This is a genomic window from Streptomyces sp. NPDC055966 (assembly GCF_042269865.1).
Classification (GTDB): Bacteria; Actinomycetota; Actinomycetes; order Streptomycetales; family Streptomycetaceae; genus Streptomyces.
Map to the genome: position 1 here is coordinate 208,276 of NZ_JBHJYK010000011.1, position 23,159 is coordinate 231,434.

The following is a 23,159-nucleotide window of genomic DNA, read 5'->3' on the forward strand; positions in this document are numbered from 1 at the left end:
CATGGCCGACCTTCATGCGTAACAAGCGGCGCCCTGCACTCCTCTGCCCCCTCTGCACCAGGGATGTCTCCATGTCGAGTTCGATCAACAGACGCCACTTCCTGGCCGGTGCCACCTGCGTCGCCGCGGCGGCCGTTGCCGGAGGCGTGTTCGATGCCGGCATCGCCCGGGCCGCACCCAGCACGTATACGCCCGACTGGAGCTCGGTCGACCAGCACCCGCCGGCCCCGGAGTGGTTCCGGGACGCGAAGTTCGGGATCTACTTCCACTGGGGCGTCTTCAGCGTCCCCGCCTACGACAACGAGTGGTACCCGCGCAACATGTACCAGGCGGGCAGCAACGCCAACCAGCACCACATCGCGACCTACGGCCAGCCATCGGCATGGCCGTACCACGACTTCATCAACGGGGCAAAGGACCTGGCGGGCGACTTCGTGAAGTTCGCGCCGAAACTGCAGTCGGCGGGCGGGAAGTTCGACCCCGACGAGTGGGTGCAGTTGTTCGTCGACGCCGGCGCCAGGTTCGCCGGCCCGGTCGCCGAGCACCATGACGGCTTCTCCATGTGGGACAGCCAGGTCAACGAGTGGAACTCGGTGAAGAAGGGCCCGGGGCTCGACCTGCTGCGGCTCTTCTCCACGGCCATCCGCGCCAAGGGCCTCAAGCTGCTGGTGGCCATGCACCACGCGTACCACTTCAACGGCTTCTACGAGTTCGTCCCCGCCCAGACGGACCCCAGCCTCAAGAAGCTCTACGGACAACTGGGCCCGGCCGCGGAGAACCAGCTCTGGTTCGACAAGCTCAAGGAGGTCATAGACCGCAGCCAGCCCGACATCCTGTGGCAGGACTTCAAGCTGGACGCCGTGGACGAGACACAGCGCCTGAACTTCCTGGCGTACTACTACAACCAGGCCAACAGCTGGGGCCGTGAGGTCGTCGCCACCTACAAGGACGGCATGAACGGCAAGGGCGAGGTCTTCGACTACGAGCGCGGCGGTCCGGGAGACCTGACCTCCCCGTACTGGCTGACCGACGACAGCATCTCCAGCAGCAGCTGGTGCTACACCCAGGGCATCGGCTACTACACCATCCAGCAGATGCTGCACTCGTTCATCGACCGGGTCAGCAAGAACGGCAACATGCTGCTGAACATCGCGCCGATGGCCGACGGCACCATCCCCCAGGCGCAGAAGGACATCCTGCTCGGTATCGGAGACCACCTGAAGCGCTTCGGCGAGTCGGTGTACTCGACCCGCGCCTGGACGGCGTACGGCGAGGGCCCGACGAAGATGGGCGGCGGCGCCTTCACCACCCCGCACGCCGGCACGCCGCAGGACATCCGCTTCACCCGCGACAAGGCAGGCACCGTCCTGTACGCCACCGTCCTCGGCTGGCCGGCCAGCTCACTGACGATCAAGACGCTCAGCCCGGACCGGATCAACCTCTCGTCGCTGACCTCGGTGAAGCTCCTCGGCACCACCGCCGGCACCTACATCGACCTGCCCACGCCGGCCCAGAACTCGTCCGGCCTCACGGTCACCCTGCCGTCCTCGGCCCCGTACAACGCCAACGCCTACGTCCTGAAGCTCGCCTTCTCCGGCACGATCCCGGGCCTGCGGCCGCTCGCGGGCACCCTCGCCTCCACGGACGTCGACTACAGCGGCAACTCGGCCGTACTCACCGTCGGCGACTACACCACGGCCGACCTCACCTCGGCCGGGCTGGGCGCGGGCAGCATCTCCTCCCTCCGGCCGGCCCCCGGCTACCAGGTCATCGGCTACTCCGGGGACGACTTCACCGGCACCTCCTGGACGTTCACCACCGAGAACCCCGACCTGCGGGTCACCGGCAACAACGACCGGATCGCCTCGCTGAGGGTCCAGTTCAACCCTGCGGCGTACTTCCGGCTCACCAACGCCACCGACGGACTCGCCCTGGACAGCGGGGGCGGCGTGGCCTCCGGGTCCGACCTCAAGCAGTGGACGTGGAACGGCAGCTCCAACCTGCAGTGGCAGGCGGAGGCGGTCGGCGGCGGCTACTACCGGCTGGTCAACCGGACGAACGGCATGGTCGCCGACGGCTGGGGCGCCACCGACAACGGCTCTCCGGCCCGCCAGGCTCCCTGGAACGGCGGTACCAACCAGCAGTGGAAGCTCACCCACCGGGGCGGCGACCTCTATTCGATCGCCAACCGCACCACCGGCCTGGTGCTCGACGGCGGTGGCGAGGTCGACTCTGGCTCCGTCACCAAGCAGTGGACGTACGGCAGCAGCACCAACCTGCTGTGGTCCTTCACGGCCGTCTGATCCTTTTTCCCGCGGCCCCCGCCGCCGCCCGGATTCCGTTCCAAGTCGGCCGGGCGGCGGTGGGTCACCACGACGACGGGTCACCGCTCGCCTCCCCCACGACCACGCCCCGCCGACCGGACACAGGAGTCCCCTTGACGGACAGCGCCATCGACCGCAGACGGTTCCTCACCGCGGCCGCACTGACCGCGGGAGCATCGGCCCTGCCCGGCGGCCCGCTCTCGGGCAGGGCGCTGGCGGCCGTCCCCCCGCAGATCACCCTCCCCGAGCGCGGCATCCACGACACGTCCCCGGCCTCCGCCTGGACCGACGGCTTCCTCACCGGAAACGGCGAATTCGGGGCCGTGCTGCACGGCGCTCCCGCCCTGGAGAAGGTCGTCTTCAACCATCACCGGCTGGTGCTCCCGAACGGCACCCGTGACGTGAACCCGCCGGTGATCTCCGGCCGCCTGGAAGGCGCACGCGACAAGGCTCTCGCGGGTGACTACGCGGGGGCCAACCGGGACTTCGCCGCGGGCTGGTCGCTGCGCTGGACGCAGGCCTACCACCCCGCGTACGAACTGCACATCGACACACCCGGCATGACCACGGTCAACGACTACGCACGGGTCGGCGCCTGGCCGCTGCATGAGATCAACCCCGAGGACGCGCCTTCCCTGGTCCGCCCGGCGAAGCGGGCCCTTGAGCTGCGCGGCGACCAGAACATCTCGGCACATGGCAGCCTGCACCGGGCACTGGCCTGGGCCCGGTTGAAGGACGGCGGACAGGTCTACGGCAACCTGCGGAAGATCCTCGGCAACAACATGGTCTTCAAGTCGCCGATGACCTCGCACAACCCGAACCTCGACATCTACAACGCCGACGCCGCGAACGCCGTCCCCGGCGTGCTGGCAGAGGCCCTGGTCTACAGCCGGCCGGGAGTGCTGGAGATCCTCCCCGCGCTGCCCGACCAGCTGCCGAAGGGCACGATCACGGGGGTCCGGGCCCGCGGCCGGATCCGGATTCACAGCTTCGCCTGGGACCTGAACGCCCGGACCGCCACCCTGTCCGTCACCTCCGACGTCGACCAGGACGTCACGCTGATCAGCCGCCGCGGCATGACCTCCGTGGCCACGACCGCGACCGTCACAGCCTCCTCCCTCGGCACCCACGCCAGGAAGGTCTCCCTGACCGCCGGGCAGCGCACCGACATCACCGTCTCCCTGCTCAGCGGCTTCTTCCGGCTCGAAAACCGGCGCAGCGGCAAGGTGCTCGACGTCACCAGCGGCACTACCGCCGACGGCGCCGACCTCATCCAGTGGGGCTGGTCCGGCAGCGAGAACCAGCAGTGGCGGCTCCAGCCCGACGCCGACGGCTCCTTCCGCCTCGTCGCCCGCCACAGCGGCAAGGTCGTCGACAGCCCCGGGGGCTCCGGACAGGGCGCCCAGCTCATCCAGTGGCCGGACGGCAACAGCGACAACCAGCACTGGAAGGTAGTCGACGCGGGCGGTGGACACGTGCGGCTCGTCAACGTCCGCAACGGCCTGTGCGCGGACGTCGAGGGCGGATCGGCGGACAACGGCGCCAAGGTGATCCAGTGGCCTGTCGGTGACGGAACCAACCAGCAGTGGCGGCTGCTCGCCCTCTGACTGTCGCCACTCTACGGTCGGCCCAACACCGTATCGGCGGTTCTGAGCACCAGGTCGTGATCACGTGTCAGCTGGGGCCGCAGCGACAGCCCTTCGCCGGGGCCCGCGCACCGGAGGGCCGGAAACACGCTGACGTCCCGGGGGGGGCGACTACATCACCGGCCAGCATCGCCAGGCGGATCTCCGGCCCGCCGTACGCGCTCGGACGCAGGTCCCACAGCGCCTCTCCCCCGGGCTGGAGTTCCGCCACCACATCGACCGGCAAGGTGGTGCGGAAGTCGGCATGCTGATCCACGAAACAAGGGGTGTCGACGGCATGCCCGCCGTTGCCCTGGAGCCGCGCCAGGAAGCGGTGGTGGTACGCCCGCGCTGTCCTTGTGCGCCCTGCCTCGTCCACCGGCCCGAGGGCCGCAGGCTGCGGGATCCAGGAGGTGCGCCGTCTCGACGAGCCCCGCTCGGACCGGGTGCGACCTGCTGCCGCCCGTGCGTCGCAGGAACACGTCCCAGTCGCCCTCGGCGAGGTCCCGGTGACGCTCGTCGAGGACGACCCGTACGCTGCCGTCGCCGCACGTGTCGGACTGTTCGAACTGGATCTGCGCGGTGGCGGCGATGTTCTCGTCGCGGGGCTGCAGGACCAACTGCCGGTCCCGGGGCACCGACTGCCCGGCGGACACCTCGAAGGCGAGCGAGCCTCCTGGCACCACCCGGCAGTCGACCGTGACCGGGCCGGATGCGCCGGGCCATGCCAAGGCCGGACAGTCCGGTCAGCCGCTACAGACCGGCCGCGGCCTTCGACAAGGTGCGCTCGTTCTTCGGGCCGAGGGCCGCCGTCCGCCCGCGCTGGGCGCCGTTGCCGACCCGGCGGCAGAGCACGCCCTCAACCGGGCCGTGGTCCGGTACCCGACCGCCCTCACCATGCGTGATGATCTCGCGGGGCGCGCGCCTCGATCTGCTCATTCCGAACTCCTTGTGCCCTTGGTCCGCGCCTCCATCCCATCGCGGGCAGGCCGATCGGTGACCCTGCACGTCCTACCCCCTGCCGGCGGTGCTTGCGGGAGTAGTCGGCCCGTCCGTCGCCGACCGGGTCGCATTCGGCGAGCGTGCCGATGACCAGGACGAAGTCCGCATCGGCCTCGCGCAGGACCCTCAGCAGTCCCGGCGCGCCATCGCGACCTGCGCGTTGCCACCGTCGAACAGCGGTCAGGCGTCCGCCCTGGTGTCGTACGCCCGCTGGCTGCTCTGGATCTCCTCGCTGTGCTCGACGGTCCAGTCGTAGAGGTGCCCGAACGGCTCGCGCAGGGACTCGCCCAGGGGCGTGAGCGAGTACTCGACGCCGACCGGTGAGGTCGGCAGCACCGTACGCCGAATCATGCCGTTGCGTTCGAGACGGCGCAGTGTCTGGGTGAGGACACGTTGCGTCACGCCCTCCAGACCTCGCTTCAGCTCGTTGAACCGGGTGGGCCGCTCAAGCAGCGCCATCACCATCATCGACCACTTGTCCGCTATCTGGTCGAGGATCGGCCGGCTGGGGCAGTCCGCCCGGAAAACCGTCCGTGTTTCGGCGTCCACGTGGTGCGGATCGGTGTCCTTCATGATCCTTGGTGCTCCCAAAGTGCGTTCTTGACCATCTGGGCGCCGTCGCGGACGGTGGGTATGCATGGCAAACCTACATGCCCAGCGGTAACCAACGGAGAACCACATGACGAACGATGCCTGCTCGACCTTGCGCGTGAGCAGCGAACACGGCGTCGCCCGGATCGTCCTCGACAATCCCCCGGTGAACGCACTCGGAACGACGATGATGCGCGAGCTGCGGACGGTGCTGACCGGCCTCAAGGACGACTCATCCGTCCGCGTGATCGTCTTCTCGAGCGCCGACCCGGAGTTCTTCATCGCTCACGTGGACATGCGCATCGTGGACGAGATGGACGTCCTCCAGGAACTCGCCGCATCCGCGCCGACGGACGTCAACGTGTTCCAGGCGATCGGTGAACTGATCCGCCATCAGCCCCAGGTGACCATCGTCAAGCTCGCCGGGAAGGCCCGCGGAGGCGGCGCGGAGTTCGTGGCCGCAGCGGACATGGCATTCGCCGCCATCGAGACCGCTGGACTCGGTCAGATCGAAGCACTCATGGGCATCGTCCCCGGCGGAGGCGGAACGCAGTACCTCCGGGACCGCGTGGGTCGCAACCGCGCACTGGAGGTGGTCCTCACCGCCGACTTGTTCGATGCCGAGACCGCAGCGTCCTACGGCTGGATCAACCGGGCCCTGCCGGCCGACGAGCTCGACGAGTACGTCGACCGTATCGCCCACGATATCGCCGCGCTGCCCGACGGTGTCATAGAAGCAGCCAAGCGCGCGCTGCCCGCCGATGACCTCAAGGAAGGGCTCCTCCGTGAGCACGACGCCTGGGCCTCTACGTTCAGCCTGCCGGCCGCTCAACACCTGATCAGCGGAGCCCTTCAGGAAGGGGCGCAAACACCGGCAGGCGAACGCGACCTTGAGGGACTGATGCGCAGCGTCGCGCGCTTTCGGTCTTGATGACGGGTCAGCCGCCCCTGACGGACAGGTTGTTGGTGTTGAAGTTGAGTCCGCCGGACGACGAGGTGATCTCATAGCCGAACTGCACGTCGCCGATGACCGCGTTGCCGGGCATCCAGCCCCTGGTGTAGGCGATCCAGTTGAGGACCGGCTTGACGTCCACGGTGCCGGAGTCGGAGTTGGACGTCCGCACGAACGAGAACACCTGGTTCGACCCGTTGGTGCCCTTGTAGACGTCCCAGTTGTGGCCACCGAGCGTGACGTTGGCCTGCCAGCTGCCGATCGGGCCGACGGATCCGGTGTGGTTGACCCAGAGCATGATCTCGTACTGGTGGGCGCTGTCCCAGATGTCGTACGACGTGTTGTACGCGCCGGACGACGGGACGCTGACGTTGTAGTCGCTGGTGAGCCAGCTGAGGGTGTCGATCGACTTGTTGATCGTCTTCGTCGAGTCGGCGTAGGACTTGATGCCGCCGGTGTTGGGGTGGTCGGCCCAGACACCCCAGCTGGTCCCGGAGTTGGCCCAGATGCACTGGCTGCCGGCACCGGAGCCCCAGATGTTGTTGTAGAGCCTGTAACCGTCCCGGCTGGTGCTGGCCCACCGGTCGCGGGAGTTCCAGACTGCGGCCGAAGCGGGGGCGGAGGCGAGGCCGACGGTGGCACCGAGAGCCATCGCCGGCGCGAGCACCGCCATGGTTATCTTGCCTATCCTGCTTTTCACCATGGTGTCCCTTCCATGGGTGGGGGAAATGTGGGGGTTGCTACCACGCCCCTCGCTGAGGACGTGGCCCTCTCCGGCGACGAGATGGACCGGCCGCGTCGCCAGAAGAAGTCCTGGTGGGTGCCGGGCACCTCGCCGGTCACCGGCGCGGGTCGCCGGGGGGTCTCAGCCCTTGATGGCTCCGGTGAGCATGCCCTTCTTGAAGTGCCGCTGGACGAAGGGGGAGGCGACCGCGACGGGGATCAGCGCGAGGACCATGACAGCCATCTGCAGGCCCAGCGAGGAGAGTTGTCCGGTGCGAACCTGCTGCTGGAGGCCGGTCGGCGCCTCGGTGTTCTTCTGGACCAGTTGGATGAGCACGTTCTGCAACGGCATCATGTTCTGGTCGGAGAGGTAGATGGAGGCGTTGAACCAGGCACTCCAGTAGCCGACCGCGTAGAACAGCGAGATGACGGCCAGCACCGCGCGCGACAGCGGCATGATGATGGTCAGCAGGATGCGCAGGTCACTGGCCCCGTCGATGCGGGCGGACTCGGTGAGTTCGGGTGAGATCCCCATGAAGAAGGCCCGCAGGACGAGGATGTTGAAGACACTGACCGCGCTCGGCAGCACCAGCGACAGATAGGTGTCGGTGAGGCCCAGCGTCTGCACCAGAAGGTACGTCGGTATGAGTCCGGCCCCGAAGAACATCGTCGCCATCATGGCCATCAGGAAGAACCGGTGGCCCAGACTCCCCGGCCGCGACAGGCCGTAGGCCGCCAGCACCGACACCGCCATCGAGAACAGCGTGCCGAAGAGCGTGACACCGACCGACACCATGATCGCCCGGCTGACCTGGCCGCCGCCGAGCAGTTCGGTGTAGTTGACGAAGGTGACGCCCTGGGGGATCACCACGAGGCCGCCGACCCGGTCGATCACGGGTTTGGGAGAGAGGCTGGTGACGATCACGATCCACAGCGGACCGAGCACCCCCAGGCAGCACAACAGGAGGAAGCCGCTCTTGGCGGTGATTCCTGCTTTGCTCGGCGGCTCCTCCCAGACGGGGCGGGCGGGAGCCTTGAGGCTGCGGATGAGCTGCGTGTTGAGGCTCATTTCTTGTACACCCCCTGCTCGCCGAGCAGGTGCGCGACCTTGTTCGCGCCCAGGACGAGACACACTCCGATGGCTCCCTTGACCAGGCCGACCGCGGCCGCGTAGCTGAAATCGCCGTACTTGATTCCCACGCTCCACACATAGGTGTCGAGGACCTCGGCGGCCCTGGTACCGACCGCGTCCCGCTGGAGCAGGAACTGCTCGAATCCGACGCTCAGCGCGTCGCCCACCCGCAGGACCAGCAGCAGCGCGATCACCGGGCGCAGTGCGGGCAGCGTGACATGCCACATACGGCGCCAGCGCCCCGCGCCGTCCATGGCGGCGGCCTCGTACAGGTCGGTGCTGACGGCGGACAGGGCCGCGAGGAAGACGATGATCCCCCAGCCGGCGTCCTTCCACACGGCCTGCCCGATGACCAGGTACTTGAAGACGTCAGCATTGGTCATCAGGTCGAAGCCGCTCCACCCGTGCTTCGCCAGGGTCTGCGCGATGATGCCCGCGCCACCGAGGATCTGCTGGAACACGGTCACCACGAGGACCCACGAGAAGAAGTGCGGCAGATACATGATCGCCTGTGCCACGGCCCGCACCCGGGGCCGGATCACGCTGTTGATGACCAGCGCGAGGACGATCGGTACCGGGAAGAACAGCACCAGTTGGAGCACGAACAGCATGATGGTGTTCTTCACCGCGCTCCAGAACAGCGGGTCGTCGAGCATCCGCGAGAACTGCTCCACACCCACCCAGGGGCTGTGGAAGATCGCCGTGATGCCGTTGCTGGAGACGTACGGGTCGTAGTCCTGGAAGGCGATGACGTTGCCGAGCAGGGGGACGTAGTTGAAGAGCAGGATCAGGACGATGACGGGCAAGGTCATCAGGATGAGCGCGCGGTCGCGGCGCAGCCGGATCCGCCACGGGACCTTGCCCGCCTTTGCGGCCTTGCTCGTCCTGCGTGGCACCCGGTCCTTCGCCGCCGCGGTGGCGACCGCGCCCGTCGCTTCCTCGACGGCCACGGAGGGACGGGTCCCGTCGGGCCTGCTACCGGCCGTCATGGACATCAGTTGCCGCTGCCGTTCTTGTCGAGGAGCTGCTTGTACCAGTCGCGCAGCTTGTCGCCACCGGAAGACTTCCAGGTGGAGATGGCCTGCTGCACATCGGAGAGCTGCTTGTGGCCGCGCACGAAGTCGATCTCCAGCTGCTCGAACTGGCTGGAGAGGTTCGCGTAGCGGGTCGGTTCGACGATGTTCATGCCGAAGGTGGACGTCTTCTTCATGGAGGCACCCATCCGCTGCTGCCACTCGACCTGCTTGCGGGCGACATCGGGAAAGTCGGGGTGGGCGAAGTAGGGGGCCGGGGACGCCAGCATCACCCAGGCGTTGATCACCTCGGCGTTGCCCTGGTCGTTCTTGACCGGGACACCGTCCTTGACCGTGTAGTGGGTGCCCTCGACGCCGTAGTCGACGAGCATGCGCTCCTTGGTGCCGTAGGGCGCTGCCGCGAAGTTGGCCGCGGCCAGCGCGTTCTCCACGGTCTCCTTGGAGGCGCCCTTGCGGATCAGCGACCAGATGCTGGCGGGCGAGGACGCCCACAGCTGCGGGTTGCCTCCGTGGGCGCCGAAGTAGTCCATGCCCTCGATCTTGAAGTCCGGATTGGCCTTCGCCTGTTCGGCGGTCTTGACGTACCAGGCCGAGGAGTCGCTGACCCAGACCAGGATCTGGCCGGAGGTGAACCGCTGGCCCGCGTCGCCGGTGCGCGCCTTGTCGTCGGGATGGACCACGCCGGCGTCGAACAGCTTGCGAGTCCACTCCAGGGCCTCAAGGTACTCGGGCTGCTCGATGCGGTAGGTCAGCTTGCCGTCGTCCCCGATGTTCCAGCCGAGCGGCCCGGCGGGGCGGACGCCGAAGATGCCCGCCGATACCCAGGCCATGTCCCCGCAGGCGTACACCTTGGCCTTGGCGCTGGTGGCGTCCTTGGCCCAGCTGAGGAACTCATCGGGCGACTTGGGTACGGTGTAGCCCTTCTTGTCGAAGATGTCCTTGCGGTAGTAGGGCACGACGGACGACGCGGCGGCGGTGGGCATCGGGATACCGCGCAGCGCTCCGCCGAAGATGGACATGCGCCAGGAGTCGGAGGGGATCGCGGCCAGGTTCGGGTACTTCTTGACCTTGTCGCCCGCCAGGTAGGGGCCGAGGTCCATGAACTTCGAGGCCACCGCGTTCGGGATCTGGCCGACCAGCAACCAGCTGGGCACGACCACCATGTCGGGTATGGAGCTGGAGGCGAGGACGGCGCCGAGCTTCTGAGCGTAGGTGTTGCCGTCCTGGTTCTGCCAGGTGACCTTGGTGCCCGCCGCCGCGTCGACCGCCTTGTAGTACGCGCAATCGGTCTTCGGCGGGGTGCCCCAGAGGGGGGACATGATCGTGAAGGGAGCGCCGGTGCCGAGCTTGTGCGGAACCGAGGTGGCGAGGGCCGCGAGGTCGACCTTGCGGGTGTAGCCGGCCGACGAACCGTTCTTCGACGGAAGGTCCGGCTGGGCGACCGCGCTGGCGACGTAAGTCGGGAGCAGCTTTTCGGCGGCCTTGCCCGACGTGGTGCCGCCTTGCGACCCGTTGTCCGAGGCACCGCAGGCGGTGAGCAGCGGCATTCCCCCGGCCACCGCTGCGGTGGCGACCGCCGTGGAGGCGAGAAAGCTTCTCCGGCTCAGTCCGGAGGAGGCGGCGTTCGGCGTCATTGCGTCAACCCTTCATGGCGCACCTGGACACCCGGCGGTGGGCCGTCGGCTGCGGTGTCGTGACTGGAACTGGCTGAGCTGAAAGCAGACGTCCCATTACTGCGACGTGTTTTACAGTCGAAGCGCTTCGATGTTGCTGCGAGGTTAAGTGAACTCCCATGCCCGCACAAGGGTCGGCTCCAAGATTCATCCGAGGTTCTGGAAGGCACTCTGCGTATGTCCTGCATGATGCGTTGATGCTGATCTCTTGACACCCATCCCATGCCTGAAGAGCATCGAAGCGCTTCGAATAGCTGGCCAGTTCCGTCTTGAGGTAACCCCACATGTCCGTACACACCCCGCACACGCCACCACCTTTCCGCGATCCGCAGCTGCCCGTCGCGATGCGCATCGACGACCTTCTGCCGTAGCTCACGCTCGACGAAAAGATGGGATTCCTGCACCAGTTCGCGCCGACCGTGGAGCGCCTCGGCATCGCCGCGTTCCGCACTGCCAAGAGGCTCTGCACGACGTGGCCTGGATGGGCCCGGCCACCGTCTTCCCGCAGGCCGTCGGCCTCGGCGCAGCCTTGAACACCGATCTCGTACGACGGCTCGGCGAGACCGTCTCCGAGGAGACCCGCGATGCGCGCCCGCGACGACCGCGTGGGCCTGAACGTCTGGTCCCCCACGGCCAACCTCCTGCGCCACCCCGTGTGGGGCCGAAACGAGGAGAGTTACTCCGAGGAACCGAAGCTCACTTCGGCCATCGCCACCGCGTACACCCGTGGCCTGCGCGGCGACCACCCGACGTAGCGGCGCACCGCGCCCGTCCTCAAGCACTGGCTGGCCCGCAACAACGGGACGGGCCGTGACGTCACGTCCTCCTCGGTCCGTCCGCGCGTGCTCCACGAGTACGACCTGCGCGCCTTCCGCGGGACGGTCGAGGCGGGCGCGGCGACAGGCGTGATGCCGGCGTACAACCTGGTCAACGCCCGCCCCAACCACGTCTCCCCGTACCGGCGCGAGCACCTGCGCACCTGGACGGATGAGGACCTCCTCGTCTGCTCGGACGCGGGCGCGCCCTCCGACCTGGTCGACTCCGAGCACTCCCTCGGCACCCACGAGGAGGCGACGGCCGTGCTGCTGGCCGGCGCCGACAGCTTCACCGACCACGGCACGAACGTCTCGAAGATCACCGCACGGGTCCGGGGAGCCCTGGAACAAGGCCTGACCGAGTCGGACATCGACCCGGCGGTACGGCGCCAGCTCTCGGTCCGCTTCAGGCTCGGCGAGTTCGACCCGGAACACGACCCGCACGCGATCACCAGGGACTTCGACACCCCGGCCCACCGCGCCCTCGCCCAGGAGGCCGCCGAGCAGGCGGTCGTCCTGCTCGGGAACAGCCCCGGCCTGCTGCCGCTCGCGCCCGGCACCCGGCTCGCCGTGGTCGGCCTGCTCGCGGACGAGTGCAAGCGCGACTGGTACAGCAGCATGCTCATCCACCGCTCACCCCTGCTGGAGGGCCTGTACGAGCGGTTCGGCGCGGAGCGTGTGGAGTTCGCGGAGGGCGTCGACCGCATCCTGCTGAAGACCTCGGCCGGAACCTGCCTGCACGTCCCCGAGACGGACGCCGCCGACGAGGTGCGCGGCGCCGAGGGCGCCCTCGACCCCGCCCTGCTCGCGGTCCGTACGGACCTGCCCTCGCTCACCACCGACGCGACCGGCACGGAGTTCGCGCTCGCCGACTCGGGCGAGGGCGTGCTGACCCTGTGCTCCCCCGACGGCCGCTGTCTCTCGGTCGCCGAGGACGGCCGTTTCCGCGCCTCCGCCGACCAGTCCGGCGGCTGGGTCGTCCAGGAGACGTTCCGCCTGGAACGGCACGAGAACGGGCACCTCCTTCGGTACGTCGGAACGGGTCACCACGTCTCTGTCGCCGCCGACGGCCTCAAGGTTGCCGACGGGAACGGTGAGATCTTCGAGGTCGTCGTCGAACGCGGCGAGGACGCGGTGAGCAGGGTCGCCTCGCAGCCGGACGTGGTCCTGGTGCTCGCGGGTAACGATCCGCACATCAACGGCCGCGAAGGCACGCCACTCCTCCCGTTCGGCCACGGCCTGTCGTGCGCGTCCTTCTCCTACGAAGGCCTCACGACTCGCGTCGAGGACGGGACACTGCAGCTGTCCTTCACGGTCGGCAACACCGGTGACGACACCGTGGACGAGGTCGCCCAGCTCTACACCCGGGCCATGGAACTGTCGGTGTCACGGCCTCGCAGGGATCTGACCGCGCACCAGCGTGTGACGCTCGCGCCCGGGGAGGTCACGGAGATCGCCTTCCGGGTGCCGATGTCGGCCTTCGCCTTCTGGGACGCGGCGCAGCGACGCCGGCGGGTGGCACCGGGCCCCTACGAGATCCTCGTCGGAACGTCCAGCGAGGACATCCGCCTGACCCGGACCGTCCACCCTCGACGGCGAGCCGTCCGTCCCCCGGCCGGTCATGGCGGGAGGCCTGGACGCGACGGACTTCGATGACCCGAGCGACACGGAGATCGTGGACCGCACGAAGATGTCGGAGGGACGCCGTCGCCCCGTGACCGGCCGGAAAGGCGAGCTGCTGTTCCGCGCCTGTGACTTCGGAAAGGGGGCCCGCGACGAGGCCTGGCAGAGTGTGCCGGAGACCGGCGCCGGGCTCGTTGTCGATTTGTCGGTCTGTTTCCGGTGCCGCGGTGGCGTGACGTCGCCGCTCCTCCGCCGCGGACCACGCTGCAGTGGCGTGGACGCTCCAGGCCGTACCGGCCGGGACCACGCTACCGTCCGGGGCGTCCCGCCTCGACCGGCCCGAGGCCTTCACCGCCGACGATCTGATCCTCGCCGAAGAGCTGACCCCCAAGGCAGCCGTCGCCATCGACACCGCCCGCCGGTACTCGCGCGAGCGCACGACCGCGCTGACCCTGCAACGCAGCCTGCTGCCGCAGGGGGTGCCGAACCAGGAGGCGGTCGAGGTGGCATCCCGCCACCTGCCCGGCGGGACCGGCGTGGAAGTGGGCGGTGACTGGTTCGACGTCATTCCGCTGTCCGGCGCCCACGGCGCCCTCGTCGTCGGCGATGTCGTCGGTCACGGCCTGCACTCCTCGGCCAGTTGCCAGCCGTTCTTGCGGCCCACCGGCGCCAGCAGGCCGCGGAGGTAGTCCCGCATCCGCCACCGCAGATCCGCACGACCGAACCGGCCTGCCACCCGGGCGAAGACGGACTCCAACTCCGCAGCCCAGCCCTCGACTTCAGTGGTCCCCTCCATGACCGGACAACGAGAAGATGCAGCTCAGGACACGATTTCTGACTGGAGTACTAAGGCCGGCAGCCATGTCGAGGTCCACCTCATCCGGCCGCCTGCTCACCCTTCACGATGGTGAAGGCGATGCCGCCCAGCTGCGAGGTGAGGTAGCGGCGCAAGGCCGCTGAGGCGCTTCCTGCCTGGCTGGTCCGCAATTCGATGCCGGAATCGTCCGTGGCCGGACCGATCTGGTAGACGGGGAACCCTGCAATCGTCGGACCGTCGTGCGCCATGAGGCCGCGAACGGCCGCGTGTAGTGTCCGCTCGGAGTAGCGGCAAGGAAAGATGTCGAGCCGGTTGAGGTCGACGGTCGGGTGGGCGCGCTTGGCCGCCTGCGCGAGCAGCCTCCCGCGTGCCACGTCCGTGACACACAGGGCCACCCGGCCCTGGGTGTAGCCGTCGATCACCGTGCCGAAAATATCCGAGTACTCGGAATTGAACTCCTCATCGCCGACGGCCTGCGCAAGTGCCTGTGCCTGCACGGTGTCGGCAGAAGTGCCACTGCCCGCAGCGGGTGAGGCCGCGCTCTGGCCCTGCACGCCATTCGGGCAGGAGGCGGGCACCCTGCCGCTTGGGCTCCTGCTGCCGGCCGAGGACACCGACGTGGCGCCGACAGACGGACTCCGCGGCGCCGCCGAGTTCCCCGGCGAGGATCCGGCGCACGCCGCAGTGGCAGCCAACATCCCCGAACAGAGCGTCAGAGCAACGGCACGCCGCACGGTTCCTTCTTCCCCCGTAGGTCCACCAAGCACAGCCGCTCCCCACCAGCACCGAAACGCCGCGACACGATGGCGCGCAGTGTAGCGAGTTGGGAGTGGCTCAGGGCTGCCGCGACGACCCGGGGTCCCGTGATGTCAGCCGGGGGCCGCCGGACGGTCTGTCCGTCCGCCGACGCGCACGGCCCCGCCGACGCGCGCGGAACACCAGCGGCGCCCGAACCCTCGCCCGCCGCCCGGGACCTGTCCCACCCACCCACTTCCTTCTTCCTGCTGTGAGGCGTGGACTCGGGGGCGCAGCAGGGACGTCGGCCTCCCGACCATCGCAGGGGCAGCCTGGTGACCTGCGGGTTTGTGGGCGGATGCGGAAGTGGGTGCGGACGGTTGTCGGCCGAGCTGTCGGTCGGGGTGTCGGCGGGGATGTGGGTCTGGTCCACGGAGGCGTTGTCGCTTCGTGACCGTGGTCGGCTTTCATGGTCGGTGCTCTCGTCGGGACCGGCTGCTGCAGTGACCGGGCGGGGTCGGGCAGGACGGCGCCGCACCGGACGGGAAGCGAGCAGATCCGTGATGATCGGCGGGGACGTGGGCAGCGCGGACCGGATGGCGCTGGGCGTGCTGACGCAGTGCCGGATGGCCACCACCGGGCAGATGCACCGGATGATCGCCCCCTCGGTGCGCATCGGGCAGGCCCGGCGCAGGTTGGCCAGGCTGCGTGTCGAGGGGCTGGTCGACCGCATCACTCTGCCGCGGGCCGGACAGACCCGGGTGTGGTTCCCCACCCGAACAGCCTGCAACTCGCCTGTAAGCGGCCGGAGATGCGCGGGCACCGGCCCTCCAGGACCGTGTCCGACCCGACCGCCGTGCTGCTGAAGGCCGGGCCACACGCTGACCGTGGCCGAGACCGCAGCCGCCTTCCTCAAAAACGCCCGCTGCCATGGCGATCTGTGACGGCCGCTGGACTGGATCCCCACCCGGACAGCACCGGACCCGCCGGTGCCGAGGACCGTGGTGTCAGGGCTGGTCGATCTGCGCGGCAGCCTCCTCCAGGTCGGCGACGGTCCCCGACATGATCGTCCGTACATGCCTGGTGATGTGCTGCACGGGCCAGTCCCACCACGCCACGGCGAGGAGCCGGGCGATGTCCGCGGCGTCGTAGCGGGTGCGGATGAGCCGGGCGGGGTTGCCGCCGACGATGCCGTAGTCGGGGACGTCGCCGGTGACCACGGCGCCGGCGGCGATGATCGCGCCGTGACCGATGCGTACACCGGGCATGACCGTGGCGCCGTGGCCGAACCACACGTCGTTACCGACGACCGTGTCGCCCCGGCAGGGCAGGTCGGTGATCAGGTCGAAGTGCTCCGCCCAGGAGCCCCCCCCCATGGTGGGGAACGGGAAGGTGGAAGGTCCGTCCATGCGGTGGTTGGCGCCGTTCATGATGAACCGGGTGCCCGTCCCCAGTGCGCAGTACTTGCCGATGACGAGCCGCTCGGGACCGTAGTGGTACAGGACGTTGCGCGTCTCGAACGCGGTCGGGTCGTCCGGATCGTCGTGGTAGGAGAAGTCACCGACCTCGATCAGCGGCGACTTCACCTGCTGGTCACCGGGCTTCTCCCCTTCCCGTTCGGGCTGATGACCGTGCTCCCGCGCATGCTCGACACGCAGGGACGGGCTGCGGATCACCGTCAACTGCTTCGGGCCGAGGACCACTTCATCCGGCCGTCCGAACTGGACGCCGATGCTGCAGAGCTGCCGGCCGCGCCCAGAAAGCCGCCGACACCGTCCTGGGGCACCGCCGTACACGAGAAGGACCTGATCGACCGCCAGCAGAACGACCTGGCCCTCCCCTCGCCGCTAGTCTGGGCGATCGCCCGCAAGCTCACCGAGAAAACCGCCCCACCGGCGAACTCCCCCAGCAGGCCGACACTCCCCCGTTCCACAAGCCCCCCGGCACACGCCGAGCCCACCTCGACACGATCAGGCAGGGAATCGACCGCCGGGTCGCCGTACCGGAGGAGTACGCGGACAAAGGGGCCGAGGCGGACAAGTGCTGTACAGAGTGGGCGCAAGCCCGACAGCTGGCGGCGGGCGACGATCACGTGCTCGCACTGCTCGCCGCCACCGCAACGGGCCACCTCGCCGCGGCCGAGGTACAGGGAATGACCACACAGGCACGCGCCATCGCCGAAGCCCTGCACAACGCGGTCGACACAGCGGGGCGAACGCCGCCGCGGGTTCTGGGAACCCACAGGCGCACGTCAGTTCGTTTCGAGGCAGTCGGCGAAGGCCGCGACCAGGGAGGGGTCGTTGAAGGCGGTGATCCGGGCGATGTGGTCTGCGCGCAGGGTCAGGACCTGAATGCCGTAAGGCTCATACCGCCCGCCGCCCGCGTGTGTGTGGACGACGAGGGCCGGCTGACCGTTGGCGCGGGTGGGGGTCATCCGCCACCGGCCCGGGCGCAGGACGCGGGCGGACAGGAAGCCGATGACGGCCTGGCGGCCGGTGAACCAGGTCGGGGTCGGGGGCATCTCCAGCTCGACGTCGACGCGCAGCAGATGCACCAGCGCGTCGGGGTCGGCGCGGGTGAAGGCGTCGACATAGTCGTCGAGGAGGACGCGCTGGGTCTCCTCGTCCGGCTCGGCCAGGTCGTCGGCGACCGGTCCGGCATCGGCCAGGCGGGCCCGGGCGCGGCGGAGCGCGCTGTCCACGGCAGCAGTCGTCGTGCCCAGCATCTCGGCCACCTCGGCCGTCCGGAACCCGAGCACGTCGCGCAACGTCAGCACGGCGCGCTGGCGGGCGGACAGGAGCTGGAGTGCGGCGATGAATGCGAGGCGTACTCCCGTCCGCGTGGCCACGATCGCCGCGGGGTCACCGGCGCCGAACCGTGTGTCCGGCGCCGGCTGGAGCCAGGGCACTGTGGGCTCGCGGGGAGCCACCGCCACACGGTGATCGTCCGACGGCGCGCCCAGTCCCGATGGCAGAGGCCGCCGGGACCGCGTTTCCAAGGCCGTCAGGCAGGCCATGGTGGCGATCTTGTACAGCCACCGCCGCACCGAGGAACGGCCTTCGAAGCCGTCGAACGCGCGCCACGCCCGCAAATAGGTCTCCTGGACCAGGTCTTCGGCGTCGTGGACCGAGCCGAGCAGCCGGTAGCAGTGCGCGAGCAGTTCCGGCCGGAACTGCTCGGCCAGAGCGGTGAACTCGGGGTTCGACGGCATCGTGGGTTCTCCTCGGAGTAGCGGCGGGGGCCACCGTAAGCGGTGGATCAGTCGATCGGATTCAGCCCGGCGCCGCGGACCCGGTACTCCGGGCCGCTGTCCGGGGCCCCGGCGAGCTCCACCACGGCCGTGCCGATCTGTTCCAGGGTGAGGATTGGCTGCCGCCCTTCGATGAAGGTCTCCCGGTCGACGCCTGTACGCGCGGCGTAGCCCGTGACCCCGGCATCGCCCACCCCGCCGACCGGAGTCATGTCCGGCAGGAGCGTGATGAACCGGATGCCCAGCCCGGCCCGCTGCGACTCCTCGGCGCCGTACTGGCGCAGGTACCGGATGGCGGCCTTGGCGCTGGCGTATCCGCCGCCGAGCGGGGAGCCGCCCAGCGCGGCTCCGCTGGACATCGAGATCACGACGCTGCCCGGAGCCAGCGGCGCTCGCAGGGCAGCCCCCGTCCAGGCGAAGACGTGCCGCGTGTCGACCTCCCAATTGCGGCTGAAGGTCTTCCAGCTCTGCTCATGCACGGGCGCCATGTGGGGCGTTGCCCCGGCGTTGAGTACGAGCAGACCGGGCCGGTGGGTACGGATCACCTCCTCGGCGAGGGCTTCGGCGGTGGCATCGGCTACGAGGGGCGTGAACGCCGAACCGAGCTCGTCGCGTACGGCGCCCAGCTCCTGTTCGTTGCGGGCGATACCCATGACACGGGTGCCACGGGCCACGAGCGCGGCGGCGATCGCGCGCCCGAAGCCGCGGCTCGCACCGGTGACGACGGCGGTCTGGAGGTGATCTGACATCGGAGGCTCCACATGCTGGTCAGGTTCGGTCGCCAATAAAGACCAGCGGGAGGACAAAAAACCGTCGCGCCAGCGGGGGAATCTTGAGACGACCCGTACGGCACACTTCCCGCACCGCCCTCGAACCGGATCCCGCCCGAACGGCCCGGACGCCGGTGACTGACTGCGGGCCTGGAGGGTGGCACGCAGGTGAAGGCGTCCCTGAGGCTCGCAACGTGCTGCGGGATGCGGGTTCATCGAGGTTGCCCATGTGCAGGGCGCCGACGTCCCTGCTATGCGGGACGACGGGTGGTGCTGTGTCTGCGTGTCCGGTGGTTCAGGTGCGAGGAAGTCTCCTGCGGGCAGCGGACGTTCGTCGAGCAGGTCGCGGGCCTGACCCGCCGGTACAGCCGGCGGACCGAACGGCTGCGGTCGACGCCGACCGAGGTCGGCCTCGCGTTGGCTGGTCGCGCCCGGCACCCGGCTTGCCGACATATTCGGGGTGCGGGTCAGCCGGAACACGGTCCCGCGGCTGGTCGACGCTGTCCCAGAACTCCAGTCGCGGATCCCGCGAGTGGTCGGCGTCGATGAGTATGCGATGGGCAAAGGACGTGTCTACGGGACCGTGCTGGTCGATGTCGAGACCCGCAGACCGGTGGACCTACTCCCGGATCGCGAGGCGAGCACTCTCGCGGCCTGGCTGGCCGAACACCCGGGGATCGCAGTCATCTGCCGCGACCGGGCCCCGTTCTTCGCTGAGGGCGCCAGCATCGGAGCGCCCACCGCCGGCCAGGTCGCGGACCGGTTCCATCTGTGGGGCAACCTCGGCGAAGCAGGCGAGGGATGCGTCTCCCGCCACCGCCCGTGTCTGCGCGCGACCTTCGCCGATCCCGCTCCTCAGGCTGAGACTCCTGCACCGCCGGCCAGCAGGTCGCCATGGCCCACCGGGCACCGGTTCGCCGACCGCACGCGCGTGAAGCACGCCACTGTCCGCGCGTTGCCGGCCGCCGGACACAGCCGACGCGCGATCCAACGTCAACTCGGAATGACCTACCGCACCGTCCAACGGCTGGCGAACGCCGCGGCCCCGGAAGACCTGTTCCGTGGGCAGTGGCGGGGCCGCAGGACCAAGCTCGACGACTTCAAGCCGTACTTGCGCAAGCGGTGGGCTGAGAGCTGCACGAACGCCTGGACCCTCTGGGCGAGGAGACCAAGACGCATGGCTACCGCGGCGGCTACGGAGCCGTGTGCGCCTACCTCCGTCCGTTCCGCACAATCCCGAACGCACCGGCGGCCCGCCCGCCCTCGCCCCGGACCGTCGCCGGGTGGATCCTGACCCACCCCGGCACCCTGCCGGAGAGCGAGCGACTCAAGATGGAATACGTCCTCGCGCACTGCCCTGAACTGGCAGCCCTCACCGCCCACGTCCGCGCATTCGGGAGGATGCTCACCCACCTCGAAGGCGACCGGCTTCCGCAGTGGATCAAAGCGGTCCGCGCCGACGACCTGCCCAGCCTCCACGCCTTCGCCAACAGCCTCGAACGGGACCTCGCCGCCGTCACCGCTGGCCTGCCCCTGCCCCGGAGCTCCGGCGTCGTCGAAGGCCACGTCGACCGCATCATTCTGTGGAACCAGCGATGTCAAGCCGTGTGCTTGTGCATCACGTCGAGGTAGTGCCGATCGCGGTGCCGAACATGGTGGTCCCGGCCGGGCAGGCTGAAGACAGCGCAGACCTCGGCGGGCCGGGTGAGGATGCTCGACTGCTCACCGAAGGTGAGGACGGGGTTGACCTCGTTGTGGCAGCCTGCGGTGTCGAGGGCCGTGATCAGTTCCTCGCGGAGCACAGTGGCCTCGAACGACTCGGAATCAGGCAGGACGAGCGGCGGGAGACTCGCCGTTGATCCGGGCCAGAGGTTGATCCAGATGCCGCTGACGGCCCTCTGGGTGACGACCAGTCGAAGGCCTCCCCACGCATAGGGATAGCCGTCGATGTCGGGGCCCTTCATGAGGATGGCGGGGTGGGGGCGCCCGTGACCGAGGAGATCCTCGGCCTCGGTCAGGGGCATTCCGCAGTGAAGCGGCCCGATCCGGCCGGTTCGGGCGAAGTCGACGAGCACGTTCATCAAGGTCACGGCAGTGACTGTGACACTCTCCCCCGCCCGTGCGCACTCCGATGTCAGCGCGATGCGCAACCCATCCCGCCCTGTCGGACGTCGCCGGGCGGCAGAAGGCGGGCCGTCTCCGGCACGTCCAGTTCGCGTGGTGTCGGGCCGGCCGGAGTGGGTGTGTCGGCGAGGCGGTCGAGTAGCCGGTCCAGGGCTGCCTGGCCGTCCTCGATGGCTGCCTGTTCGTCGTCGGTCAGCGGGATGGACACGGCCACTTTCTGCAAGTTGCTTTTGCCAGGACTCACCGCCCGGGGTGAGGTTGCGGGTGGAGGGCTCGCCCTCAGACGTCCGCCGGCTGCATCCGGCCCGGCTGCCGGGGCGGCCGACGGCGGCGATGGCGGCCGTCGTCCGTGCGGTGCAGGATCAGTTCGCCTCCCCGCCCGCGGTGCGGTATAGCCCGTGCGGTAGGCGGACTCCTGAGATCGCGTACTTCACGGCGACTTCACTGCTGGCGATGGTCGGGCTGGGCGTCGCCGAGTCCATGGGCCCACTCCGAGGGACGCCTCAGTATCATGTTGATACTAGTTTTGGATCCATACCAGGAGGAGTCCCTGTGGCGGAGAAAGCACGGCCGGTCGTCTTCCAGCATGGGCAAGCGTTCCTGGCGGCGGTCTCGGAACGCTGGAACTACCAGATCCTGCGTGAGGTCTTCTTCGGCATCCACCGGTTCGGCGAACTCAAGCGCGGGCTGGGCATCTCGGCGACGATGCTCACGGCGCGGCTGAACCACCTCACCGAGTTGGGCCTGCTGGAGAAGCACGCGTATCGGGAGGACAAGCCCTGGTACGAGTACCGGCTGACCGAGGGTGCGCGGGAGTTGGTGGTGCCTGCCATCGTGGCGGTCACCCGCTGGGCGGAGAGCCATGCCGACGGCGAGGCGTTGCCGGCACGGCCCCTGCTGCACACCTCCTGCGGATACGAGACTGAGCCCTATCTCGCCTGTAGTCATTGTCACCAGCCCATCGAAGCGGCCGATTTGCATCCGCTCCCGGCGAAGGCGGGAGTGAGCGCAGAGGAGGTGCCAGGGGAAACCGGTCTCAAGTAGTCATCATTTACTACTACTTGCAGTACGCTACCAGTACCGGCTCTACTCGAACCTCGGGTGAGGAGTGACCATGTCACGGACGGACTGGCTCAACGACGTCACCGAGAAGCTGATACCGACATCCCTCGGCTTGATGAACGTGCGGGTGGGCGGTCGGACGGACGGCCCGGCCATGGTCTTCTGGCCGAGCCTGATGATGGACGGCACCATGTGGCGCTTCCAGTACGAGCACTTCGCCCCCACGCACCGCGTGGTGCTCGTCGACAGCCCCGGACACGGCAGGTCCGACGCGCTACGGCGGATCATCGACCTCAAGGAATGCGCCGACGCGCTGGTCGAGGTCCTGGACGCGCTCGGCATCGACAGGTGTGTGCTGGTGGGCAACAGCTGGGGCGGCATGCTGGCCGGGGTGTTCCCCGCGTACCACCCGGAGCGCACCGCCGCCGCCGTCGGCATCAACTGCACGGCCTCGCTGCCCACGACGTTCGAGAGCGTGTGGGCGACCGGACTGGCCGCCTGTCTCGCGGTGCACGCGCGAATGCCGCGACTGGCCGCCAGGGCCGCGCGCTCGGCGTTCGCCGGACCGACCGCAGAGGCCGAGAACCCCGATTTCCTGGAGTACATCGACGTCGTGCTGGACAACGACCCCAAGTCTGTGGCCTGGGCGCTTCGCAGCATCCTCATCGGGCGCAGGGACGAGCACCGGCTGCTGGCGACCATTCCCGTCGGCATCCCTGTCCTGGTCATCGCCGGTGAGGAGGACAGCCAGTTCCCCGTGCACGCCGTCCGGAGAATGGCCGACGTCATCAAGGGCAGCACCTTCCGCGTCCTGCTGCGCACCGGCCACCTGGCCGCGCGGGAGAACCCGGACGAGGTCAACGCGGCGATCGACGCCTTCCTCGCAGCCAGTCCCATCGCCTGACCT

Annotated in this window: 21 protein-coding genes and 4 pseudogenes; 10 read left to right on the forward strand and 15 right to left on the reverse strand. The window is 68.9% G+C overall.

What is annotated here, in order from left to right:
* Positions 1-71: 71 nt before the first annotated feature.
* Both ACFC8N_RS24360 and ACFC8N_RS24365 read left to right on the forward strand, forming a co-directional pair.
* Positions 72-2,303, forward strand: coding sequence for an alpha-L-fucosidase (locus ACFC8N_RS24360; RefSeq protein ID WP_376289694.1), 2,232 nt, complete (start codon positions 72-74; stop codon positions 2,301-2,303).
* A gap of 134 nt (positions 2,304-2,437) precedes the next feature.
* Positions 2,438-3,931: an RICIN domain-containing protein gene (locus tag ACFC8N_RS24365; protein ID WP_376289696.1), complete on the forward strand. Its 1,494-nt coding sequence runs from the start codon at positions 2,438-2,440 to the stop codon at positions 3,929-3,931.
* Positions 3,932-3,998: 67 nt separating this feature from the next.
* On the opposite strand, the gene ACFC8N_RS24370 is transcribed toward ACFC8N_RS24365, so the two are convergent.
* From ACFC8N_RS24370 to ACFC8N_RS24385, 4 genes and pseudogenes are all read right to left on the reverse strand, one after another.
* On the reverse strand, positions 3,999-4,328 hold the full coding sequence (locus tag ACFC8N_RS24370; protein WP_376289698.1) for a hypothetical protein: 330 nt from the start codon (positions 4,326-4,328) through the stop codon (positions 3,999-4,001).
* Between the two features lie 374 nt (positions 4,329-4,702).
* Entirely contained in the window at positions 4,703-4,888 is a 186-nt protein-coding gene (locus tag ACFC8N_RS24375; RefSeq protein WP_356024984.1) for a hypothetical protein, read from the reverse strand.
* Positions 4,889-4,961: 73 nt separating this feature from the next.
* Positions 4,962-5,093, reverse strand: a pseudogene (locus ACFC8N_RS24380) (IS5/IS1182 family transposase); the annotation flags it as partial.
* A gap of 38 nt (positions 5,094-5,131) precedes the next feature.
* Positions 5,132-5,524, reverse strand: a complete 393-nt coding sequence (locus ACFC8N_RS24385) for a helix-turn-helix domain-containing protein (protein WP_362823285.1) — start codon at positions 5,522-5,524, stop codon at positions 5,132-5,134.
* Positions 5,525-5,630: 106 nt separating this feature from the next.
* Here ACFC8N_RS24385 and ACFC8N_RS24390 point away from each other — a divergent pair, with 106 nt between their 5' ends.
* Positions 5,631-6,473, forward strand: coding sequence for an enoyl-CoA hydratase/isomerase family protein (locus tag ACFC8N_RS24390; RefSeq protein ID WP_376289700.1), 843 nt, complete (start codon positions 5,631-5,633; stop codon positions 6,471-6,473).
* 7 nt (positions 6,474-6,480) lie between these two features.
* On the opposite strand, the gene ACFC8N_RS24395 is transcribed toward ACFC8N_RS24390, so the two are convergent.
* The 4 genes from ACFC8N_RS24395 to ACFC8N_RS24410 all read right to left on the reverse strand — a co-directional run bounded on the left by ACFC8N_RS24395 (position 6,481) and on the right by ACFC8N_RS24410 (position 11,017).
* Positions 6,481-7,197 carry a hypothetical protein gene (locus ACFC8N_RS24395; protein ID WP_376289702.1) on the reverse strand — a complete coding sequence of 239 codons (717 nt, stop codon included), beginning with the start codon at positions 7,195-7,197 and terminating at the stop codon, positions 6,481-6,483.
* A gap of 162 nt (positions 7,198-7,359) precedes the next feature.
* Entirely contained in the window at positions 7,360-8,286 is a 927-nt protein-coding gene (locus tag ACFC8N_RS24400; RefSeq protein ID WP_362823288.1) for a carbohydrate ABC transporter permease, read from the reverse strand.
* Positions 8,283-9,344 carry an ABC transporter permease subunit gene (locus ACFC8N_RS24405; protein ID WP_356024996.1) on the reverse strand — a complete coding sequence of 354 codons (1,062 nt, stop codon included), beginning with the start codon at positions 9,342-9,344 and terminating at the stop codon, positions 8,283-8,285. The genes ACFC8N_RS24400 and ACFC8N_RS24405 overlap by 4 nt, the downstream gene beginning before the upstream one ends.
* A complete protein-coding gene (locus tag ACFC8N_RS24410) occupies positions 9,344-11,017 on the reverse strand; it encodes an extracellular solute-binding protein (protein ID WP_376289704.1) in 1,674 nt (557 codons plus the stop codon). Before ACFC8N_RS24410 ends, ACFC8N_RS24405 begins: the two co-directional genes overlap by 1 nt.
* A gap of 428 nt (positions 11,018-11,445) precedes the next feature.
* Between ACFC8N_RS24410 and ACFC8N_RS24415 the strand changes: the two are divergent.
* Both ACFC8N_RS24415 and ACFC8N_RS24420 read left to right on the forward strand, forming a co-directional pair.
* Positions 11,446-13,561 (forward strand): annotated as a pseudogene (locus ACFC8N_RS24415) (glycoside hydrolase family 3 N-terminal domain-containing protein); the annotation flags it as partial.
* Between the two features lie 256 nt (positions 13,562-13,817).
* A pseudogene (locus tag ACFC8N_RS24420) lies at positions 13,818-14,135 on the forward strand (PP2C family protein-serine/threonine phosphatase); the annotation flags it as partial.
* Here ACFC8N_RS24420 and ACFC8N_RS24425 read toward each other — a convergent pair.
* A pseudogene (locus ACFC8N_RS24425) lies at positions 14,126-14,290 on the reverse strand (IS701 family transposase); the annotation flags it as partial. The pseudogenes ACFC8N_RS24420 and ACFC8N_RS24425 sit on opposite strands and share 10 nt — an antisense overlap.
* 80 nt (positions 14,291-14,370) lie before the next feature.
* The gene (locus tag ACFC8N_RS24430; RefSeq protein ID WP_356025001.1) at positions 14,371-14,889 is read right to left on the reverse strand and encodes a hypothetical protein; all 519 of its coding nucleotides are present in this window, start codon (positions 14,887-14,889) and stop codon (positions 14,371-14,373) included.
* Between the two features lie 753 nt (positions 14,890-15,642).
* On the opposite strand from ACFC8N_RS24430, the gene ACFC8N_RS24435 reads away from it, so the two are divergent.
* Positions 15,643-15,912: a replication-relaxation family protein gene (locus ACFC8N_RS24435; protein ID WP_376289841.1), complete on the forward strand. Its 270-nt coding sequence runs from the start codon at positions 15,643-15,645 to the stop codon at positions 15,910-15,912.
* A gap of 141 nt (positions 15,913-16,053) precedes the next feature.
* Here ACFC8N_RS24435 and ACFC8N_RS24440 read toward each other — a convergent pair whose 3' ends face one another.
* The 3 genes from ACFC8N_RS24440 to ACFC8N_RS24450 all read right to left on the reverse strand — a co-directional run bounded on the left by ACFC8N_RS24440 (position 16,054) and on the right by ACFC8N_RS24450 (position 19,045).
* Positions 16,054-16,722 (reverse strand): CatB-related O-acetyltransferase, encoded by a 669-nt coding sequence (locus ACFC8N_RS24440; RefSeq protein WP_376289706.1) that lies wholly within the window; start codon positions 16,720-16,722, stop codon positions 16,054-16,056.
* Positions 16,723-17,297: 575 nt separating this feature from the next.
* Positions 17,298-18,257 (reverse strand): RNA polymerase subunit sigma-70, encoded by a 960-nt coding sequence (locus tag ACFC8N_RS24445; protein WP_362823292.1) that lies wholly within the window; start codon positions 18,255-18,257, stop codon positions 17,298-17,300.
* Positions 18,258-18,304: 47 nt separating this feature from the next.
* Positions 18,305-19,045 (reverse strand): SDR family oxidoreductase, encoded by a 741-nt coding sequence (locus tag ACFC8N_RS24450; protein WP_376289708.1) that lies wholly within the window; start codon positions 19,043-19,045, stop codon positions 18,305-18,307.
* Positions 19,046-19,622: 577 nt separating this feature from the next.
* Here ACFC8N_RS24450 and ACFC8N_RS24455 point away from each other — a divergent pair.
* Together ACFC8N_RS24455 and ACFC8N_RS24460 are read left to right on the forward strand one after the other, a co-directional pair.
* A complete protein-coding gene (locus ACFC8N_RS24455; protein ID WP_376289844.1) occupies positions 19,623-20,360 on the forward strand; it encodes a transposase in 738 nt (245 codons plus the stop codon).
* The gene (locus ACFC8N_RS24460) at positions 20,270-20,698 is read left to right on the forward strand and encodes a hypothetical protein (protein WP_376289863.1); all 429 of its coding nucleotides are present in this window, start codon (positions 20,270-20,272) and stop codon (positions 20,696-20,698) included. Before ACFC8N_RS24455 ends, ACFC8N_RS24460 begins: the two co-directional genes overlap by 91 nt.
* Here the strand turns inward: ACFC8N_RS24460 and ACFC8N_RS24465 are convergent.
* Positions 20,665-21,156: a hypothetical protein gene (locus ACFC8N_RS24465; RefSeq protein WP_356025013.1), complete on the reverse strand. Its 492-nt coding sequence runs from the start codon at positions 21,154-21,156 to the stop codon at positions 20,665-20,667. The two genes, ACFC8N_RS24460 and ACFC8N_RS24465, sit on opposite strands and share 34 nt — an antisense overlap.
* A gap of 44 nt (positions 21,157-21,200) precedes the next feature.
* Positions 21,201-21,404, reverse strand: coding sequence for a hypothetical protein (locus tag ACFC8N_RS24470; RefSeq protein WP_376289710.1), 204 nt, complete (start codon positions 21,402-21,404; stop codon positions 21,201-21,203).
* 338 nt (positions 21,405-21,742) lie between these two features.
* On the opposite strand from ACFC8N_RS24470, the gene ACFC8N_RS24475 reads away from it, so the two are divergent.
* Both ACFC8N_RS24475 and ACFC8N_RS24480 read left to right on the forward strand, forming a co-directional pair.
* Complete coding sequence (locus ACFC8N_RS24475) at positions 21,743-22,234, forward strand: winged helix-turn-helix transcriptional regulator (RefSeq protein ID WP_376289712.1); 492 nt, start codon at positions 21,743-21,745, stop codon at positions 22,232-22,234.
* A 70-nt stretch (positions 22,235-22,304) separates the two neighbouring features.
* Positions 22,305-23,156, forward strand: coding sequence for an alpha/beta fold hydrolase (locus tag ACFC8N_RS24480; protein ID WP_356025019.1), 852 nt, complete (start codon positions 22,305-22,307; stop codon positions 23,154-23,156).
* Positions 23,157-23,159: the final 3 nt, after the last annotated feature.

Coding starts and splice junctions, on each gene's coding strand:
- ACFC8N_RS24360 (WP_376289694.1), top strand. CDS start 72: ATGTCGAGTTCGATCAACAGACGCCACTTCCTGGCCGGTGCCACCTGC.
- ACFC8N_RS24375 (WP_356024984.1), bottom strand. CDS start 4,888: ATGAGCAGATCGAGGCGCGCGCCCCGCGAGATCATCACGCATGGTGAG.
- ACFC8N_RS24385 (WP_362823285.1), bottom strand. CDS start 5,524: ATGAAGGACACCGATCCGCACCACGTGGACGCCGAAACACGGACGGTT.
- ACFC8N_RS24390 (WP_376289700.1), top strand. CDS start 5,631: ATGACGAACGATGCCTGCTCGACCTTGCGCGTGAGCAGCGAACACGGC.
- ACFC8N_RS24395 (WP_376289702.1), bottom strand. CDS start 7,197: ATGGTGAAAAGCAGGATAGGCAAGATAACCATGGCGGTGCTCGCGCCG.
- ACFC8N_RS24400 (WP_362823288.1), bottom strand. CDS start 8,286: ATGAGCCTCAACACGCAGCTCATCCGCAGCCTCAAGGCTCCCGCCCGC.
- ACFC8N_RS24405 (WP_356024996.1), bottom strand. CDS start 9,344: ATGTCCATGACGGCCGGTAGCAGGCCCGACGGGACCCGTCCCTCCGTG.
- ACFC8N_RS24410 (WP_376289704.1), bottom strand. CDS start 11,017: ATGACGCCGAACGCCGCCTCCTCCGGACTGAGCCGGAGAAGCTTTCTC.
- ACFC8N_RS24435 (WP_376289841.1), top strand. CDS start 15,643: ATGGCGCTGGGCGTGCTGACGCAGTGCCGGATGGCCACCACCGGGCAG.
- ACFC8N_RS24445 (WP_362823292.1), bottom strand. CDS start 18,257: ATGCCGTCGAACCCCGAGTTCACCGCTCTGGCCGAGCAGTTCCGGCCG.
- ACFC8N_RS24450 (WP_376289708.1), bottom strand. CDS start 19,045: ATGTCAGATCACCTCCAGACCGCCGTCGTCACCGGTGCGAGCCGCGGC.
- ACFC8N_RS24455 (WP_376289844.1), top strand. CDS start 19,623: ATGGGCAAAGGACGTGTCTACGGGACCGTGCTGGTCGATGTCGAGACC.
- ACFC8N_RS24480 (WP_356025019.1), top strand. CDS start 22,305: ATGTCACGGACGGACTGGCTCAACGACGTCACCGAGAAGCTGATACCG.